15 protein-coding genes are annotated in these 18301 nt (G+C 40.1%); 5 read left to right on the forward strand and 10 right to left on the reverse strand.

The window, feature by feature from the left end:
- Positions 1–57: 57 nt before the first annotated feature.
- Positions 58–363 (forward strand): hypothetical protein, encoded by a 306-nt coding sequence (locus tag AC6H0V_RS14830; RefSeq protein WP_497560974.1) that lies wholly within the window; start codon positions 58–60, stop codon positions 361–363.
- A 103-nt stretch (positions 364–466) separates the two neighbouring features.
- A complete protein-coding gene (locus AC6H0V_RS14835; RefSeq protein ID WP_497560975.1) occupies positions 467–1375 on the forward strand; it encodes an aromatic alcohol reductase in 909 nt (302 codons plus the stop codon).
- Between the two features lie 136 nt (positions 1376–1511).
- Here the strand turns inward: AC6H0V_RS14835 and AC6H0V_RS14840 are convergent, their stop codons facing one another.
- The 7 genes from AC6H0V_RS14840 to AC6H0V_RS14870 all read right to left on the reverse strand — a co-directional run bounded on the left by AC6H0V_RS14840 (position 1512) and on the right by AC6H0V_RS14870 (position 10310).
- The gene (locus tag AC6H0V_RS14840) at positions 1512–1760 is read right to left on the reverse strand and encodes a DUF6952 family protein (protein WP_497560976.1); all 249 of its coding nucleotides are present in this window, start codon (positions 1758–1760) and stop codon (positions 1512–1514) included.
- 71 nt (positions 1761–1831) lie between these two features.
- Positions 1832–2140 carry a thioredoxin family protein gene (locus tag AC6H0V_RS14845; protein WP_497560977.1) on the reverse strand — a complete coding sequence of 103 codons (309 nt, stop codon included), beginning with the start codon at positions 2138–2140 and terminating at the stop codon, positions 1832–1834.
- An 80-nt stretch (positions 2141–2220) separates the two neighbouring features.
- Positions 2221–2853 (reverse strand): peroxiredoxin, encoded by a 633-nt coding sequence (locus AC6H0V_RS14850; RefSeq protein WP_497560978.1) that lies wholly within the window; start codon positions 2851–2853, stop codon positions 2221–2223.
- A 211-nt stretch (positions 2854–3064) separates the two neighbouring features.
- The gene (locus tag AC6H0V_RS14855; RefSeq protein ID WP_497560979.1) at positions 3065–5440 is read right to left on the reverse strand and encodes a S9 family peptidase; all 2376 of its coding nucleotides are present in this window, start codon (positions 5438–5440) and stop codon (positions 3065–3067) included.
- 89 nt (positions 5441–5529) lie between these two features.
- The gene (locus AC6H0V_RS14860) at positions 5530–7263 is read right to left on the reverse strand and encodes a M14 family metallopeptidase (protein ID WP_497560980.1); all 1734 of its coding nucleotides are present in this window, start codon (positions 7261–7263) and stop codon (positions 5530–5532) included.
- A gap of 14 nt (positions 7264–7277) precedes the next feature.
- Positions 7278–8921 carry a M14 family metallopeptidase gene (locus AC6H0V_RS14865; RefSeq protein ID WP_497560981.1) on the reverse strand — a complete coding sequence of 548 codons (1644 nt, stop codon included), beginning with the start codon at positions 8919–8921 and terminating at the stop codon, positions 7278–7280.
- 186 nt (positions 8922–9107) lie between these two features.
- Entirely contained in the window at positions 9108–10310 is a 1203-nt protein-coding gene (locus tag AC6H0V_RS14870; protein ID WP_497560982.1) for a hypothetical protein, read from the reverse strand.
- Positions 10311–10423: 113 nt separating this feature from the next.
- Between AC6H0V_RS14870 and AC6H0V_RS14875 the strand changes: the two genes are divergently transcribed.
- The gene (locus AC6H0V_RS14875; RefSeq protein ID WP_497560983.1) at positions 10424–11824 is read left to right on the forward strand and encodes an aldehyde dehydrogenase family protein; all 1401 of its coding nucleotides are present in this window, start codon (positions 10424–10426) and stop codon (positions 11822–11824) included.
- 37 nt (positions 11825–11861) lie between these two features.
- Complete coding sequence (locus AC6H0V_RS14880; RefSeq protein ID WP_497560984.1) at positions 11862–12386, forward strand: YfiT family bacillithiol transferase; 525 nt, start codon at positions 11862–11864, stop codon at positions 12384–12386.
- A 112-nt stretch (positions 12387–12498) separates the two neighbouring features.
- Here AC6H0V_RS14880 and AC6H0V_RS14885 read toward each other — a convergent pair whose 3' ends face one another.
- The 3 genes from AC6H0V_RS14885 to AC6H0V_RS14895 all read right to left on the reverse strand — a co-directional run bounded on the left by AC6H0V_RS14885 (position 12499) and on the right by AC6H0V_RS14895 (position 17238).
- Positions 12499–15219 carry a M14 family metallopeptidase gene (locus AC6H0V_RS14885; RefSeq protein WP_497560985.1) on the reverse strand — a complete coding sequence of 907 codons (2721 nt, stop codon included), beginning with the start codon at positions 15217–15219 and terminating at the stop codon, positions 12499–12501.
- 154 nt (positions 15220–15373) lie between these two features.
- Complete coding sequence (locus tag AC6H0V_RS14890; protein ID WP_497560986.1) at positions 15374–16183, reverse strand: phosphatidate cytidylyltransferase; 810 nt, start codon at positions 16181–16183, stop codon at positions 15374–15376.
- Between the two features lie 122 nt (positions 16184–16305).
- Positions 16306–17238, reverse strand: coding sequence for a CPBP family glutamic-type intramembrane protease (locus AC6H0V_RS14895; RefSeq protein WP_497560987.1), 933 nt, complete (start codon positions 17236–17238; stop codon positions 16306–16308).
- A 54-nt stretch (positions 17239–17292) separates the two neighbouring features.
- Here AC6H0V_RS14895 and dusB point away from each other — a divergent pair, with 54 nt between their 5' ends.
- Positions 17293–18300 (forward strand): tRNA dihydrouridine synthase DusB, encoded by a 1008-nt coding sequence (gene dusB / locus AC6H0V_RS14900; protein WP_497560988.1) that lies wholly within the window; start codon positions 17293–17295, stop codon positions 18298–18300.
- Position 18301 lies beyond the last annotated feature (1 nt).

An 18301-nucleotide genomic window follows, 5' to 3' on the forward strand; every position in this document is an offset into this window, starting at 1 on the left:
ACTTACCTATTAGTCTCCGTTTCGTCGTACCAAAGCTATTAACCTTAAACCAAAAAAATGAAAACCTTAAAGCTTGTATCTGCCTTTTTATTACTTGCCATCGGTATCGAAGAATTGGTACGTTGGTTTATAGTAGTTGGAAAAGATCTTTCATTCGAAGCAACTAAAGCTGAATATACCCAAGTATTACCGGGTTTTTTGCAAAATTCTATTGTGCATACTTTTCTAATGATGGGTTGCTTTATAGCGTCCGGACTATTATTTATAACACTTAGAAAAGAGCCCGGTCTAAAGCTTTTCTCAAAAATAACATCTATCTTTTGTTTCGTGCTTGCGTTTTGGATGCTGTTTTCGTTAATGTAACCTTAATTATATTAGGTCGCTAAAGACATCAAATCTTGCCAAGTGTTCTATAATGAAACTATCTTTAATGTACGCTGTTATGCTTTTGTTAGAGCTAACATAAATGGAAAAAATAATAGTAGTTGCGGGTGCCTCAGGTAATCTTGGCACACGAATAGTAAAAGCACTCGTCCACAAAGGAGCAGCTGTACATGCGTTTATTCGCAGTGGGAGCAATCAATCTAAAGCAAATGAGCTTAAAAATCTAGGAGCTAAGATTTTCGAAATAGACTATTCCGATACAAAAAGTCTTGTTGATTCTTTAAAGGGCACATTTTGTGTTATTTCTGCCTTGTCTGGACTTCGTGACACAATTATTGATACTCAAAAGCAGCTGGTAGATGCCTGTGTTTTAGCTGGAGTTAAACGATTTATCCCCTCAGATTTCTCGATTGATTTTACAAATTTAAGGCCTGGTGAGAATAGAAATTTAGATTTAAGGCGAGAATTTCAGCAGTATTTAGATCAGGTTGATATAGCCTCAGTTTCTATCTTTAATGGTGCGTTTATGGATATGCTTACCGATCAAATACCCATGATCCTATTCAAGAAAAAGAAACTTTTATATTGGGGCAATGCTGATCAGTCCATCGATTTCACAACCATGGATAATACCGCTCAATTTACTGCAAACGTAGCGCTTGAAAATGAAGCGCCCCGTTTTTTACATGTCGCTGGTGATCAGGTTACACCCAGGGAAATGGCCAAAGTTGCAGGTAGGGTAACAGGGCATGACTTTATCCTATTTAGACCTGGTGGATTAAAATTTTTAACGTTGATAACTAAAGTTGCCAAATTTTTTAATCCTGCTAAGCATGAGCTTTATCCGGCATGGCAAGGGATGCAGTACATGAAAGATATGATGGAGGGAAGGGCAAAACAATACCACTATAACAATGATATGTATCCAGAAATCAAATGGACCACGGTAGAGGAATTACTTTTGGCAGATCAAAAAACTAGTTCTAGTTGAAGGTAGCTTTTATTTTGCCTGGAGGAGAGCTGTAGGTTTATTTGATAAATTAATAAGCCACAGATTAAAATAGATTTCCTTCACTGTTAAGGAATATCAATCTTCTTAATCTGTGGCTTAAAAATTACTGCGTAGATTATCGATCTATCGAGCCCATTACACGTTGGGCAAAAGCGTTTAATGCATCTTTCTCCAACACGCCTTCGCTCACTTTTGCGTGTACTTCTAGAGCGCCACATATATTGGTGATCATCTCTCCAGCAACATCGACCTCCACTTCGTTTACCCCTCTAAATTCGCAAAATGCTTCTAATACCTCGAGGGTTGTTTCCAACTGCTCAGGAGTATTGTTCTGGAAAAACTGTCTGATTACAGGAATCTTCATAATTTATTTTTTTAAGACCTTTTATAAGATAAAAGCAAAAGCTTAAGGTGTTACGCTTGGGCTTTTAGCTCCTATTTAATTTTGGTAAATAATTCTGTTAACCCTTCTACTTTATTGGTCTGCACCTGATCAACCAATTCGCCATTTTCAAAAGCGGCAAAGGTGGGTAGATTATCTACGTTTGCGAACTTTCTTGAATTGGGATATTTTTCGGCATCAACAATCAAAAATGCAACATTTTCGTTTTCTGAAGCCAGTTTTTTGAATTTTGGCTTCATAATTCTACAGTTCCCACACCAAGACGCCGCATACTGCACCATCACTTTGGTGTTCTCTGTCAAATAATGTTGAAGGTTATCTTCTGTTAATTCTAAAAACATAATTTTATGTTAAGTTATTTAGGTGAAAGCGAAAACTTATAGCATTATAACATGTTAGACTTTCCACTTTTAGGTTTAATTTAGTGTGCGCTTAGGTATTCGGCAACGCCTTTTCTATCGGCATTCATTGCGTCTTTACCTTCTTCCCAATTTGCTGGGCAAACCTCACCATGTTTTTGTACGTGGCTATAAGCATCAATCAAACGCAAGTATTCCTTTACGTTCCTGCCCAATGGCATATCATTTACACTTTCGTGAAACACCTTACCGGTTTCATCAATCAAATATGTAGCACGATAGGTAACATTAGATCCACCAAAAGATTCGTTTCCTTCTTCATCATAGTTTACTTCCTGATCCAGGATATCTAAGATGCTCGATAAATGTCTGTGCGTATCAGCTAATAGCGGATAGGTTACGCCTTCAATGCCACCATTATCTTTTGGTGTGTTTAACCACGCAAAATGAACTTCATTGGTATCGCACGAAGCGCCAACCACCATCGTATTTCTGCTTTCGAATTCAGGTAATGCTTCTTGGAAAGCATGTAATTCTGTTGGGCATACAAACGTAAAGTCTTTTGGATACCAGAATAACAACACCTTAGTTTGTTTATTAACCGCTTCTTCAAATAGATTGATCTTTAAATCATCACCCATTTCAGACATTGCGTCTATGCTTACATTTGGGAACTTTTTTCCTACAATTGCCATAATCTTATTTTTTTATCTTACACAAAGATAAGGCTATATAACTAAGCCGCCAACCAATTTGAAGTAATTCTACATACTTAATGTTGATAACCATATAGATAAAATCTATAATAAAATTATTACTTATTAGATTTCGTCTATATCTATTTATGCTACGTTTGCATTAAACGTATGGCTTAAAACGCCATGCTCCATGCCCTTTGCGCTACACCTACTTCTTTAACGTTGTTTCGAAAAGCTTAAAGATTCTCTTGTACTCATCTGTCCAGCTGCTCGGCTCAACAAAGCCATGGTCTTCTACCGGATAAACGGCAAGTTCCCAATTGTCTTTGCCCAATTCGATAAAGCGCTGGGTTAACCTTACGATATCCTGGAAGTGAACATTCTCGTCAACCATACCGTGCAGCATTACTAAATTTCCTTTTAGTTTGTCTGCATAGTAAATAGGTGAGCTACGTTTATAGGCTATGGGATCATTAAATGGTTCGTTTAAGATATTGGCTGTATATCCATGATTATAATGCGCCCAATCCGTAACCGATCGGAGCGCTGCCCCAGCAGCAAAAACGTCTGGCTCTTTAAATAGTCCCATCAAGGTAATAAAACCGCCATAAGAACCTCCATATAGACCTACGTGCTTAGGATTTACGCCATACTTCTCAACAAGCATCTTAACACCATCTACTTGATCTGTTAAATCCTTTCCCCCCATATCTCTATAAATCCCGGTACGATGATCCCTACCATAACCCGAACTTCCCGTATAATCGATGTCTATTACCGTGTATCCGTTATCTGCCAATAGATTATTAAACATATATTCCCTGAAATATTGGCTCCACCAGAAGTGTACATTTTGGAGATACCCTGCCCCATGCACAAATACTACCGCAGGTTTATTGGGATGGGGGTTGGCTGCCGGATAAACCCTTGCGTATACATCCGCGCCGTAGCGATTTTTAAAAGAAACCAGCTCTGGTTGGCGCCATTTGTAGCTCTCAAATTCGGCAGTAGTAGATTTGGTAACCTGAACGGCCTTAGCCCCTGGTTTATTCGCCTGGAGATAGAGCTCCCAAGGTTTATCCATATACGAATAATTGATGGCCAACCATTTCTCGTCTGGAGACATGGTTATCTCATTGCCACCCTTCATTGATGTAATCTGTAACAGATCACCTCCATTTACGCTTAATCTATAAAAATGCGTAACTCCTGGATGTTCCTTGTTGGCACTGATATAAAAGGTGCTCTTATCTTTCGAAAGCTGCACTCTTTGCACCTCCCACTTACCTGATGTAAGCTGTTTCTTTTCGTTTGTTACGACATTGAAAACGTATAAATGAGAAAAACCAGTAGCTTCACTCTGGTAATAAAACCTGTTATTGTCTATCCATGCAATATCTCTACCTATCCCAGGCCCTCCTATCCAAGCCTCATCCCTTTGCCGATCTAACACCTGAAGGTTACCCGTTGCCGCGTCTAATTTCAAAATCCATAGGTCTTTGTTGTCTTGGGACTCAGCGGTGATTATGGCCATTGTACCGTTTTCATTCCAGCTTGGAAAGCCCAGGCTTACCTTACGGTCTTCATTCTTTTTAGTACGCTCTTCTAGTTGCTTAGGATAATCTTTGAGGTAATCTGGTAAATCTTTGATGCCCGGGATCTGTTCTTTGTGTATCAGGTAAACACTGTCTTTTACTACGTCATATAGATAGTTTTCGGTGATTGTTAAATTTTCGCCTACTTTGGTACGCCCTGCGATATCTTCAGTATAACCAGATGATGTTACATAATTAGGCACAATAGTGTTGTGATTAGATGTAACCGGAGTGGTGAGACCATAACTGATAAACCGCCCATCTGGGCTAACCCTTGCGCCAAATAAAAATTTTTCTTCTAAATAAATGGGTTTGATCGTCCGTTGGCCTGCGTCGTTAGCTCCTCCGCTAAATCTTCTTCCGCCACCAAAAGCCTGCCTTGGACCTTGCTTGTTTCGCTTTTTAATGATATCGAACAGATCTGTTTGTTCATTCCTTAACCAGACATCCTGAACAGTGGGATTTGTTCTTTCGGGCAGTGTAGGTCTTTTTCCCCTCACAAAATTGGTGAGCTGTTTCAGCTCATTGGTGGATAGGCTTAATTGAAAAACGTTTTCAGACTTCGTAAAAACGATATCGTTATTGGACAAAAAATAAGCGCCATTTTCACGATCAACGGTGTTTGTAAGCCGAGTTGTGGTTTTATTTTTTAAATTATGAAAATAAAGGTCCCCTCCTTTTTCGCTTAAAGCAAGGGTTTTATCCTTATTATAAGTGTAGTTAAGGCCTATCGCTTTTTCGGCTATGCTATCTTGCGTTAGCACTGGTTTTCCGCCTGTTACGTCAATTTTATAGCGTTGGTCTTTTTCTTTTCCTTCGGGATTCCAATTAAAAAAAACGGTTTTGCTGTCTTCAGACCACCGGTAATTAGACGGGGCAACGCCCATCCATTTAGGGTCGCGCATAATTTTTTGAACAGTTAACGCGCCAAGTTGCTGCGCTTGCGCAATTGATGATATTGCTAAAAATAATAAGATTAATCTTTTCATATTGCTCGATTTGCGTTTGATATCACCGTCCCGATAGCTATCGGGAAAGATGATTTCACTCCTGCCTGCCGACAGGGATTTTGTTTTATTTAATTGCTTTTACTGGCTACGCCGCCTTTTTTACTGTTAACACTAACCGTAAACTTACTTCCTCCTTTTACTAACCAGCGGACGGTAACAAAAGAATTGCCCGCAATGTTATTGACCCTAACATTTGCCGGGTCCATTTTTTGCTCTGTAGTAAAGTTCATGTCGCGATTGTTTACCACCATTCCCGCTACAACGGTTCCCCCGGTTAAAGAGATGATATCCGGTGTTTCAATATTATTTTTGAGGTCTTGGCTAGCATGTGTGGGGATCATCCTATCATTGGTTACCACGGCGGTAACCTGGGTTAGCCCTCCCCCAATTTCTTTCACCTCAATTTCGTTAACGTTTAGCTTGGGAGTATTATAGGCATGAAACACACTAAATGACATATTTCGGTGCGCATCGCTCTCTAGCAAGAATCCAGGATGCAAACGGGTATATGTTTTCTTAAATCCCCCAATTTCTATGTCGCCATACTGCGGATGTTTAAAAGGATGCCAATCCACAAAAGCATCTTTCATTAATAGGTCCTTATCAAAAGTATAGAGCTGGGCTTGGCTATCCTCTCCATCTTGTTTGTTGTACATGGAATAACCTGTCCACAGCTCGTTAGAAAAGGTGTAAATTCCTCTCACACCATAAAACCAATCTAGCTCGCCTCCAAATACAGAATACAGGTCTTTATATACCACCAAATATTTATACCCCGGCAACATCTCTTCCCCTTTTTTTCCAAGTGCATCGTATACTCTGATATCTTGTGCATTATAGGTGTCCAGATCTTCAATCGCCCCTGGCCCTCTTAAAATCATGCCTCCATTATTGTGGTAAGATTGGGCCGCAGCAATATTTGGATGTTTCATTACGAAATCTGCAATCGCTCTATTCTCGGGAATGGAAAAAGGATATTTATACGCGCCGCCCTGGATGTAATTAGGCTGCCAATTCCATCCCCAATCCCGGTTGGGGTCGTAGGCTCCCTCTCCATCCTCATTCACAAAACCATCCCCATCATTATCAATTCCTTCTGATCCCAAGAGTTCATATTCTCCCTTTTCTTCTGGTCCAATCAAAATCATTCTTCTTGGATCGGTTGGATCGACCTTAAAACGCCCTGTCTCACTTTTACGGCGCATCATTACGATATTCCCATCGCCATCCAGATCATCAAAGCCGTCCTCATTTGTTGCACCATCCCGATCATTGTCTATCGGGATCATACCTGAACGGGGAGAGTGGGCGGTATTGGCCTGATGGATGAAATTATCCCTTGCATCTGGATTAATGGTTGGTGCGATATAAAATGTTTTATCGGCCAATAGCGACATAATTGCCTTGTTTCCTGCAGCGTACATCTCTGCTAAGTACCAGGCGGTGTACAATGCAAATTCGCTGCCCTGGATTTCATTGGAGTGGATGTTACCATCGATATACATTGCAGGTTTTTTATCCGCTGAGCCTATTTTGCTATCGGTAATGGTCAGTACCCAAAGCTCCTTGCCTTGGAACGATTTCCCCATCGATTCTAGTTTAACCAAATTAGGGTGTGCCGCCGCCAATTTTTTACAGATTTCTGTGATGGCTGTATGGTCGTTATATCGGTTCCAGCTGATCTGCACTTTAGGATTTGGGGGGCTGCCAACAGCCGCTAAGACGTTTTCTGGTTGTTGAGCTTTTAAAATTCCGGTCAACAAAATCATTGCAGCCAAAAGAATAGTATGTTTAGTTTTCATCTCAGGTTCTGATTTTATAAGTTAACGGTTACTGATTTGCTTCCGGTAGTTGGGCTTCCTGCATCAATTGTTACCTTACCGTTACCTTTGATCAACCATGTTAATTCTTTGGATTCCTTGCCTTGGATTCCTTCTAGTGCTTGGGTTTTTCTTCCGCTTACCACGGTTTGATTGGTAGTGGTGTTAACTTTTACCACTAACTTTTTTAAAAAATAGCTTCTGTCACCAATTTTGGTATAGGTTGGTAAATCTCCGGTATTTATTATGCTCAATGTAATTCGGGTAAGGCCGTCAGCCACTTTTTCTGTTTTAACATTTACGATTTCTAGCGATGGCGCCATTGCCGCCAGTCCGAGTACAAAATCAGTATGTCTATTAACTATCCCATCAACCAGTTTATACGGCGGGTTGATCAACACAAATGGATCCACTCCTCCAACTTCAACGGTTTGGCCCGGAAAATCTGGATGATTAACTGCTTTCCATGGGGTAAAGGTGTTGCTTATACCTTGGCTTGCGGCCCATCTCAAATAAGACGCTGTTTGATCGTCATTTACAAATTTCTTTTCCGTGCGAGCCGAATCGGGAAGCACTTTTGGCACCCACCACCCAGGCGTACTAAAACTTAAACGCCCGTAATGAAAATAGGCCCATTGAGAAAAATCACCACTTTCTGCTTGCGTTTTAGGCGCGTCTTTTGTTTTTGTTATTTTATTGTAGCGTTCCGAAACGAGGGCATTGGCCTTTGCATCAGTATCAAACCATCCCGTAATTACACGCTTAGAAATTGCTGTGGGATTAAATGTAACGGGAGTAGACAGGTTGTTCTTTGGCCCGAAGGTAACTACGGCATACACATTAAATGCGTCGAAAAGGAAATCGAAAAGCGCCCTGTTCTCTTTTTCTGATACCGCATATTCTCCTGCTCCGGGGATAAAATTTTTATAGTTATAGCTGGCGTTTTTGTTAAAATCAACCCCACCTGGACCATCTTCATTAAATGCCCCATCCTTATCGTTATCTATGCCTTCTGGAAGGAGGATATATTTTCCTGTTTCGCCTTTAGCGGCGTCTGCCAGCAACAAGGAGCGTGGATCATCGGTGTTTAGCTTATATTTCCCTGTTGGATCCATAATCCGCATCCATGTGATTTTCCCATTTCCATCTAAATCATCAACATCGTCCTCGTTAATCTTGCCATCTCGATCATCGTCGGTTTTGGTTGCATTTCCACTTCGTTCTGATTTTATCTTTGCAAAATAGTTTTCGGTTGCATCTGGGCTCATATTTGGGAAAACATAAAAAGTGTGCTTATTGAGCAGGCTTTTTACACTATCCACGGTTGTTAATGCCATTAATTTTTCGGCAAAACCAATAGCCATTTCTACGCCTAAGAGATGTTTACCTTCAACACCACCCACTACAGCAATAGCAGGTTTTTGTGTGGTATTATCTGTGCCTATTGTTATCATCCAAATTTCATTACCCGCTGTAGTTTGGGTTATGGATTTTGTCTTTACCCACTGGGGATACTTAACGCTAAGTGCTCTTACACGTTGAGCGAGTGTTGTGTTACTGCTATAGTCTTGTTGGTTCTGCGCTGTTGCAACGCATAGAAAGAGCAGAAAAAACACATTAAAAAGGTATAGTTTTTTCATTAGTTGTTTGGTTATGCATGCAATTTATAGAAAAAAGAGCTGCATTAACCTTCACGAGAATGAAGTTTTATAATTGTTACATTTTTGCCGAAAGGTAACTAATAGATAGAGCGCCATTTGGGGTAAGTAAGAAGGGTCTTGAAATTCAAGACCCATCCTCACAAAATCTATCGACTAAAAGCCACTCTAACGAACAACTTTCCCATTTTCGTTGATATTAACGTTAAATGGAGGCATATAATCTTGCAACAGGACCGCAAACTCGCGCCTATTGATTTGCCTGTTTAGATCAAAGGATGTTTTAAATTGATAGCTTGTTTTCCAATTTTTGTCTATTTCCTTTTTAATGGTTTCTAGAGATTTATTGCCTACGTAAGAGATCATATCTAGTGTTGAGCCTATCGTCATTACTGGATTTTTATAATCATCAAACCAAATTTGGGCTTTATAATAGTATTCCTTAATGGGCTCTTTGATCTCGTCTGTTGTAACCAGTTTTTCTGGAGAAAATTTAACTGTTTTACCTTCTACCTCTGCTTTTAAAATTCCTGTTATTGCTAGCTGCTGAATGGCTCTCCAAGTGGTATCAGTAACGGCTACATCAGTCAATGGCAATAAGTTTAATTTATAGTGGATAAGTTCTCCTTGGATCTTTCTTAGATTGGAAAGTGATGTTTTTGTGTTAAAGAATGCGGCATAGGCAGCCGTAGCGCCTGCAGCCTGACCTAGTAGCATGCTTTCATCATCACTGATCCAGATTAGGTTTTCTTGAAACGGAATAAAAAACTGATACATTGAAAATATGGTCTGGGTGGCCCCCATACTGTTTTTACCCGCTGCAACACTAGTTCTGTAGATTGTTGAATTATAGTTGAGCGTGGTCCAGTTTTTAGCTGTGGCACCAGTTATCTTTAATGCCGCGTTGAGCTTGGTGTCTCCGGGATTAATCAAAACCTTTGGCCTAATTGTACTCCCATTATTTAATTTAAAACTCCAATTATTTCCAGAACGATCTGCACTAACCCACATTACGTTTTTTATAATGGTTAAGTTTTTAATACTGTCTGTCCAAGTGCTCAATACACTGTTAGCTTTTTGCTTGTCTAAAATAATAGCTTTTGTACTGTCGCTAGTGGGTAAACTGTTCCGGTATTTTTTTATAAAATCTGCTTGTATCCCTGAGTTTATTTCTTCATTTAATGGGGTAATATCAAAGCCTCCCGCCTGCAATAATATGGTAGTTTTTACGCCTGAAATTGCCGATTGCAACGCTGCCCCAAAAGCCGCATTTCCATTTCCTATTACCAGTACGTCTGGTCTAGAAGTTTGGGCTTTTACCGACACAAAAAGGGTACTCAAAATCAAAACAAAAAATAATTGCTTCTTCATATTTATAAATTTTACTTTTATATACGCAATATGCTTCAAATGGATTTGGTTTTAATAAATTTCCTTTTCATTTAACTATATTTAACAATTACAACCCTATATAGTTCAATTACATGGCACAAAAAATTCAGCTTGTATTTAAAGCACAACAAGCTTACAAATATACGCTTAGAAAAAGTAATGCGGCCCAAAGAATAGTTAAGTTAAGAGCATTAAGGGATGCTATCGAAAAATATGAAACCCAAATTTATATTGCTCTCCAAGCAGACCTCAGAAAGAGCTCTTTTGAAACAGCGGTAACCGAACTCTTTTTTGTTTATGGCGAACTTGATTTCGCCATCAAAAATTTGAGTGATTGGGTAGCTCCTAAACGAATTGGAAAAACGACTAGCAGCCCATTTACAAAGAACAGACTTTACTACGAGCCAAAAGGTGTGTGTTTAATTATTGCACCATGGAATTATCCGTTTCAATTAACCATGAGTCCCTTGATTTCGGCCATAGCAGCAGGGAATTGCGTGATTATCAAGCCGTCTGAAATAAGTGGCGCAACAAGTGGGATTATAAATAAAATTATTGCAGAAGCTTTTGAAGAGCATGAAGCTGCGTGTTTTGAAGGTGGAGCAACTCTAGCAAAACAGCTGTTGAGCTTACCCTTTGATCATATTTTTTTTACAGGAAGTACAGAAATAGGAAAAGTGGTAATGCAGGCCGCGGCCTTAAACCTTTCTTCGGTAACTTTAGAGCTTGGGGGCAAATCGCCAACAATTATAGATCAAGGAGTAGATTTGAGCAAGGTGGCAACAAAAATTGCCTGGGGCAAACTTGTGAATAGCGGCCAAACATGTATTGCCCCAGATCATGTTTTTATACACGAAGAACAGCTTGAGGAATTTATTGATCAGTATAAAATTGCTACGACAAAAATGTTCTTCAAAAAAGATCAAAAAATAGACGAGGAAGGTTATGGGAAAATCGTTAGCCCCAAACACTTTATGCGATTAAAAAACTTGGTGAACGAAGCGGTAGAAAAAGGTGCAACATTAAATTATGGGGGTACTTTTGACGAGCACAGCCAAACTGTTCATCCTGTGGTATTAAGCAATGTGCCAAAGGGTGCTAAAGTAATGGAAGAAGAAATCTTTGGCCCTATATTACCCCTAATAACCTATACAGATTTGACCGAGGTTATTGATGAGGTTAATTCGAGGAGCAAGGCATTGGCCTTGTATATTTTTAGTAACGACCGAAAAAACATTAGAAATTTGATCAAGAACACCAGTGCGGGAGGAACCTGTGTAAATGATGTACTGATCCATATTTCTAATCCAAAGCTGCCTTTTGGGGGTGTAAACGGAAGCGGGATGGGAAGTAGCCATGGCGTTTATGGTTTTAAAAGTTTTTCACACGAAAGAGCCGTTGTTTTTCAACGAAAAATAAATTTTACAGGTTTAATCTATCCTCCTTATTTTGACAAGAAATGGATACTGAAATTACTGAAGAGAATAATGTAATAGCGTGGAGCGTAAAGCGGTTAAACAAACTTATAATATGAGCGAACTGGAAGAATTAAAATATCCTATAGGAAGATATGCTCCTCCAAAAGAGATTACCTCAGAACTTATATCCGTATGGATTGAGGATTTAGCGAAACTCCCTGAACAGATAGCCGCTATTACCGATGGGCTGGATGATCACGCATTGGCAATTGCTTATCGACCAGACGGCTGGAATGTTAGGCAGGTTGTACATCATTTGGCCGATAGCCATATTAATGCATATACCCGTTTCCATTTAACACTAACCGAAGAAAAGCCCATGATAAGGCCTTACCATGAGGATAGATGGGCCGAGCTTCCAGATGGAAAAAATGGTGATATTTCATTTTCTATTGCCATTTTAAAAGCAATACACGAGCGATTGGTCTTTCTTTTAACTAATTTATACCCTGATAAGTTTGCCCGCACCTACATCCATCCCGAAACCGAAAAGGAATATACAATGGGCTATTTGCTGGGAAATTACGCATGGCATGGAAAACACCATTTAGCACACATCAGCTCAACTCTAAAATAAATCCCTTGATTCCGGATAGATGATGTTTCAAGCTAAAACGCCCCAAAGATAGTTTTAAAAGAAAAGCCAAATCATTTTATAGACTTGGCTTTTAATATTTGATGGGGTTGGATTACTTATACAATTGGTTAAACATCCATTTAAAGGTGCCGTGGGTTTGTGCCCTGAAGGTAATTTCTGGGCCAAAGGCGAATAATTTTCCTTTCCCGTAATCAGCCTCGAAAGCAACAACGCCATCTTGTAAGTAGCTCTGCCCCCAGGCCCAACCACTTCTTAATGGTGTTGCGGTTGCAAACCAGGCCAATGGTTTTATTTTACCACTAGATACAGCATCTGCGCTTAGCTTAAAGACAGGGCTATTATCAAAGTAGACATCAGCCGTGCTGTCCATGCCCCAATTGGCGGGTTGGCCCTTATCAACCGCAACATTTAATACACTTCCCGGTACATAATATTTTTCGGCGGGTAATCGCTTTTCGGCACCGCCAACCATTTCTACTATCGCATTGCGTACCGGTAAATTTAAATGTGCGGCTAGATTTGTTGCACTGCCAATAGCTACGATATCGCCACCTTCTTCCAAAAATTGTTTTAATTGTGGGATTGATTTATCCTGGCTCGTTCTTCCCACCCTTGCCCTGTATTCTTCAGGAATGGTTTCTAAAGCGGGCGTACCGAACCCTCCTCTATTGCCTGCTTGTGTTGGGCTGGCGCTAAAAGCAGGAATAGATCCCCCTACAAACACGATAACATCATACTTGCTTTTTAGGTTTCCTGCGTCAATATCTGGAGCATAAATTACAGTGGCATCAAAATGGTATTGCTCCATGATAAACCGGATCCATCCCGAATCCATCGAACCTCCGTAAACATCCCAAAGTGCAATTCTTGATGGTGCCATCTTAATAGCTTTGGCTGGTTTTTGGGCTACTGTGATCCTCATCCCAAAGCCATGCTCTGCTTTATTGAGAATAGTTTTTGCTTTTGCTGAGGCAGGAACATAAAAAGACCCATCAGCAGTATTCCGGTAAACTTCTGCTCCACCTTTTAACAATTCGTTTACGGCTAGGTAGCTTTCATTTGCTGCTGCGCTTAATGCATATCCCCCGCCCGATGGAAGAGGTTTAGGCGTGGCGTTTAATAATTCGCCATAGGGAAGTTTTTCAAAGGGTCCAGAAAATGAATTTAAAATTCGATCAAATTTGACGTTCATTAGGTAGGCCAACGTCCACCCGGCCGCATCATAGGGCGCTATTGGAGGCCCACCTTCATATTTAAAATCATTGGGGTGGTCTTGCGGCTCAAACATATCCAAAACATGGGGCCTGAATGCCTGGTCTGTTTTTACAATATAACTTCCTGCGGGATAATTCTTCCCTTCAACATTAAAAGCTGCTGTTGCTTTTTGTACTGAGATCCCAGTTCTGATCAGGGCATTTAAAAAACGGATGGCGGTGGTAAAATCGGGCTGATCTGCCGGCAAAATATATCCACGGGCATCTCTGTTTGTTGGTGCTTTCATTACTGTGTCCAAATATTTGAGCGGCATAGAACCTCCTCCAAATCTATTTGTAGCGGTAGTGGTGCTCCTATCTTTTTGATAGGCATCGTTAATCGCATCTATCTTTTTAGGAGAAAAAGACCAGGTATCTTTGCCACCCTTATTAATAGAATTTTTACCCATTTGGTAGATATTAAACAACAGTTCATCACTATAACGCTGTGCATAATTTAACACGGCATAATTTAATGAAACCGAGTAATCTATTGCATTTTTGAAATACCATTTCTGTGGTAAGATCGGGTTTGGGGAATCGCCATTTGGCAATAAACGCGATGGTACCAAGGGGATATCTGTAGGTGTTGGTCCGCCAATTATTTCTGTTAACAACCCTATCATATTATGAAAATAGGTGGTGGTGCGCAATCCGCCGTTGTACCAAGTAGAATAAACGGATCCTCCACGCTGGGTGTAGCCGGGTTTAGACTCAACATTCATGCGGTTGTGCATTGCGGCTCCAACAGCATCGAGGCTTGTTAAAATGATAGGGTCAAAAACATAATTGTAAGGGTCGCGATAAGGAGGGCCAGCCACCACGGTGCCTGCGGGCCCAGCCTGATGATGGTTGTACATGATCTGCGGAAGCCATTCTACAAATAATTGTCGGCCTATATTTTGGGTCTCCTTAAGGTTAAGCATAAAGAAATCCCTATTATTATCATGCCCCGCATATTTTTCATATAATCGTGGGATACCATTTAAACTCCTTTTTTTAGGGTCTTTTTCTCGCATATACCAGTTGCTTACCAGTTCTTGACCATCAGGATTAGCATGCGTCATTAATACGATCACCTTGTCTAATATTTTCGTGGTTTCAGGATCTGTGCTACTAGCAAGGTTATAGGCCATTTGAATAAGCTGATGTGCCCCAACAACTTCATTGGCATGGAGGCCGCCATCTATCCAAACCACCGCTTTTCCTTCGGCGGCCAAAGCTTTTGCCTGTTCGGTGGTTAGTCCTTCGGCATGTGCCAATTTTTGCGAAATCTCTTTGTATCTGGCCAAATTTTTATGGTTTTCTGGCGAGGTGATGATCATCATGTACTGGCTTCTCCCTTCTTCGGTTTTACCAATATCAACCAATTTAACCCTGTTAGAAGTTTCGGCAAGTTTTTTAAAATAGGCTTCTGTTTGCGTGTAATTTGCAAGCTGATAATCATCGCCGATCGCAAAGCCAAAGTGTTCTTTTGGCGTAGGAATCTGTTGTGCTATCGCTGTTTGAAACCAAAAAAGCAGCGAAAGCACCAAAAGGGATTGGTAACGTTTAATCATGGAAATGAGTTTAGTTTAAACCAAATATAGAAAGAAACGTAGCAGATATGCCGCTGTTGTAATTTTGTTACAGACCCGCAACCCCCTGAAGGGGGCATGCATAAACTATATTACAGGAACGATAAGGGCAAGTCCCCTTTATGGAATTTGGAGATTAATACAGGATCAGATACAAGTAAACGTAAACTATAGGCGCTGCGATTAACAAGCCATCAAAACGGTCTAGGAACCCTCCGTGTCCCGGTAAAAAGCTGCCCGAATCCTTGGCGTCCAAACTTCTTTTTAACATCGATTCTACCAGGTCTCCAAGGGTGCCGAAGCATACGATCAATACTGCCATTCCGCCCCAAACAAGAGGGCTCATTTCTTTAAATAGTAAAGAAATTAGATAAGAAACCAAAATGCTGGTTGCCATCCCTCCAAAAAAGCCTTCCCATGATTTTTTGGGAGAATGGCGCTCAAATAATCGATGCTTACCAAAGTTCATCCCAAACAGATAGGCGCCGGTATCACTTGCCCAAAGCATTAATAAAAACGCTAAAGGAAGATGAAAATCATACGTGTTAAAATCAGCTAAATACCCTAAAGAATAAAAAAAACAAAAGGGAATAGTAACATACACAAATCCCACAAACGTATACGAAATGTTAGCGAATGGGATCTTTTCTTTTTTATAGAGCTCAGAGATGAAAACCGAAAAAATTACCGGAATAATCAATAAGAGGTATTTATCTTCAAACTTAAAAAAATGATAGCTGGCTGTAATCAAAAATATTATCGCCGCAGCAATCGCACCAACATTTCTGTGAGGCCTGATGCCCCCGATTCTGGTTAATTTATAGAACTCTAATAGTGAAACAATGCTTAACAAGAGATAAAATCCCGTAAAAGTATAAGGCCCCAAAAAAATAGACCCTAACATCACGATAGTAAAAAAGAAGGCGGTTATGGCACGGATTTTCATTAGAGAAGAGATGTGAGATATGAGATGTGAGAGCCGTATTGAGATTGGATATACAAAGCAGTAGGCTTAAGTAGCATCTTTGTGTTCTTCGTGCCTTTGTGGTTAGGTAAATGCATCTTTTTTTAAGTAGGCTGGCTATCGTCTATTTTATTTTTTGTGCTGCTTCGCAAAAGCGTAAACAAAGCTAAAGTTAAAATCCCACTAATTATATAGCCATACCATGCAATGTTCGTTTCATCTATTTTATCAATGTTCATGTTGTTTTTTTGAAAGTACCACATTACTGCCACAGCATAGGCATTGTTTAAAAAGTGTGCAAAAACAGTATACCAAATATTGTTGGTCCAATAATAGATATAGCCAAATGCGGCTCCCAATAATAATCTTGGGAAAAAACCAAAAAATTGAAAGTGTATGGTGCTAAATATTATTGCGGCTACCCAAATGGCAACATGAGGATTTTTTATCCACCTTATAAGCGTTCTCTGTAATCCCCCTCTAAAGATCAGTTCTTCGCAAATTGCCGGAACCAGGGCAACCACTGCAAGGTTGATGGCTAAGGCAGAAATAGATTTTCCGGCTAGAATTGCCTTTGTGGTTGTGGCTCCATCATCCTCCATCTTTCTCATCCAGCTTTCAATACTTTTTAAAGATTTTGGCAGATGCAGGTTCATATTCCACTCATTTACTAGGCCCAATAATGGGGTTGAGCAGAGCATTAGCAAAAATACAACAAGCAATACGTGTACCTGAGGGGTTTTAATCCCATAAAATTGTTGAGGTTTTTTTCTTTCAAAAACACATAAAATTAACGCTGGAAAAAGAAATAGGCCAAATTGTTGTGCTGTAACCAAAATTTTTAACGCGGCTACATACCTTAAATCTTTCCCTGTTACCCACTCCGTGTTACTCATTATGTCAAATCCGTAAATAGCTATGCATATTCCGAAACCAATTAGAACGAAAACAAAAACCCCAACCATTGCTCCAGTGGTTAATATTAAAAGTTGCAGAAAAGGATGATTTTCTTCTCTTGTTGTGGGGATGAACTGCATTATTTTGAATTTTCGTAACTTTGTAAAATTAATTAGGTTTTTGAAGATAAAGAAATGTCTGTAAAGATAGGAAATATAGATTTGGGAGAGTTCCCTTTATTGTTGGCGCCAATGGAAGATGTAAGCGATCCACCCTTCCGTTACGTGTGCAAACAGGGCGGGGCCGATTTGATGTACACAGAATTTATTTCGTCTGAAGGATTGATCCGGTCTGCTGCAAAAAGCAGGCAAAAACTGGATATTTTCGAGTATGAAAGACCTATTGGTATTCAAATATTTGGAAGCGATATCGAAAGCATGCGTGAGGCTACAGAAATTGCAACACTAGCCGGGCCAGACATTATGGATATCAACTATGGTTGCCCCGTTAAAAATGTTGCTTGCAGGGGGGCGGGTGCAAGTTTGTTGCAGGATATAGACAAAATGGTAAAAATGACAGATGCTGTTGTAAAAGCGACTCATTTACCCGTTACTGTAAAAACCCGTTTAGGCTGGGATGATAACACAAAAAACGTTGCTGAAGTAGCAGAGCGATTACAGGATATAGGAATTCAAGCATTAACTATTCACGGACGAACCCGAGCACAATTGTACAAAGGTGACGCCGATTGGACATTGATCAGGGAGATCAAGCGTAACCCACGTATCAAAATCCCGATTTTTGGCAATGGCGATGTAGATAGCCCACAAAAAGCTGCCGCGTGGCGGATGGAATATGAAGTGGACGGGATTATGATTGGGCGGGCCGCGATAGGTTACCCGTGGATTTTTAGGGAAGTTAAACATTTCTTTAAAACAGGTGAAATCTTGCCTGGTCCTACGTTAGATGAAAGAATAGTGGCGTGTAGAACCCATTTCGATAAATCAATCGAATGGAAAGGCCCAAAAGTGGGTGTTTTCGAAATGAGAAGGCATTATGCCAATTATTTTAAAGGATTACCTGATTTTAAACCTTATAGAATGCTATTGGTAAAGGAAGAAAATATTGAAACCATCCATCAGATATTAGACGAAGTGGCAGAAAAATACGAGCATGTTATGCCTTTTTCTGAAATGGCTTGAT

Source organism: Pedobacter sp. NO84, from assembly GCF_059703915.1.

Excerpts from the sequence above, each read along its gene's own strand:
- AC6H0V_RS14835 (WP_497560975.1), top strand. The coding sequence starts at position 467 with ATGGAAAAAATAATAGTAGTTGCGGGTGCCTCAGGTAATCTTGGCACA.
- AC6H0V_RS14880 (WP_497560984.1), top strand. The coding sequence starts at position 11,862 with ATGAGCGAACTGGAAGAATTAAAATATCCTATAGGAAGATATGCTCCT.
- AC6H0V_RS14890 (WP_497560986.1), bottom strand. The coding sequence starts at position 16,183 with ATGAAAATCCGTGCCATAACCGCCTTCTTTTTTACTATCGTGATGTTA.
- AC6H0V_RS14845 (WP_497560977.1), bottom strand. The coding sequence starts at position 2,140 with ATGTTTTTAGAATTAACAGAAGATAACCTTCAACATTATTTGACAGAG.
- AC6H0V_RS14865 (WP_497560981.1), bottom strand. The coding sequence starts at position 8,921 with ATGAAAAAACTATACCTTTTTAATGTGTTTTTTCTGCTCTTTCTATGC.
- dusB (WP_497560988.1), top strand. The coding sequence starts at position 17,293 with ATGTCTGTAAAGATAGGAAATATAGATTTGGGAGAGTTCCCTTTATTG.
- AC6H0V_RS14875 (WP_497560983.1), top strand. The coding sequence starts at position 10,424 with ATGGCACAAAAAATTCAGCTTGTATTTAAAGCACAACAAGCTTACAAA.
- AC6H0V_RS14870 (WP_497560982.1), bottom strand. The coding sequence starts at position 10,310 with ATGAAGAAGCAATTATTTTTTGTTTTGATTTTGAGTACCCTTTTTGTG.
- AC6H0V_RS14855 (WP_497560979.1), bottom strand. The coding sequence starts at position 5,440 with ATGAAAAGATTAATCTTATTATTTTTAGCAATATCATCAATTGCGCAA.
- AC6H0V_RS14850 (WP_497560978.1), bottom strand. The coding sequence starts at position 2,853 with ATGGCAATTGTAGGAAAAAAGTTCCCAAATGTAAGCATAGACGCAATG.
- AC6H0V_RS14885 (WP_497560985.1), bottom strand. The coding sequence starts at position 15,219 with ATGATTAAACGTTACCAATCCCTTTTGGTGCTTTCGCTGCTTTTTTGG.
- AC6H0V_RS14840 (WP_497560976.1), bottom strand. The coding sequence starts at position 1,760 with ATGAAGATTCCTGTAATCAGACAGTTTTTCCAGAACAATACTCCTGAG.
- AC6H0V_RS14830 (WP_497560974.1), top strand. The coding sequence starts at position 58 with ATGAAAACCTTAAAGCTTGTATCTGCCTTTTTATTACTTGCCATCGGT.
- AC6H0V_RS14895 (WP_497560987.1), bottom strand. The coding sequence starts at position 17,238 with ATGCAGTTCATCCCCACAACAAGAGAAGAAAATCATCCTTTTCTGCAA.
- AC6H0V_RS14860 (WP_497560980.1), bottom strand. The coding sequence starts at position 7,263 with ATGAAAACTAAACATACTATTCTTTTGGCTGCAATGATTTTGTTGACC.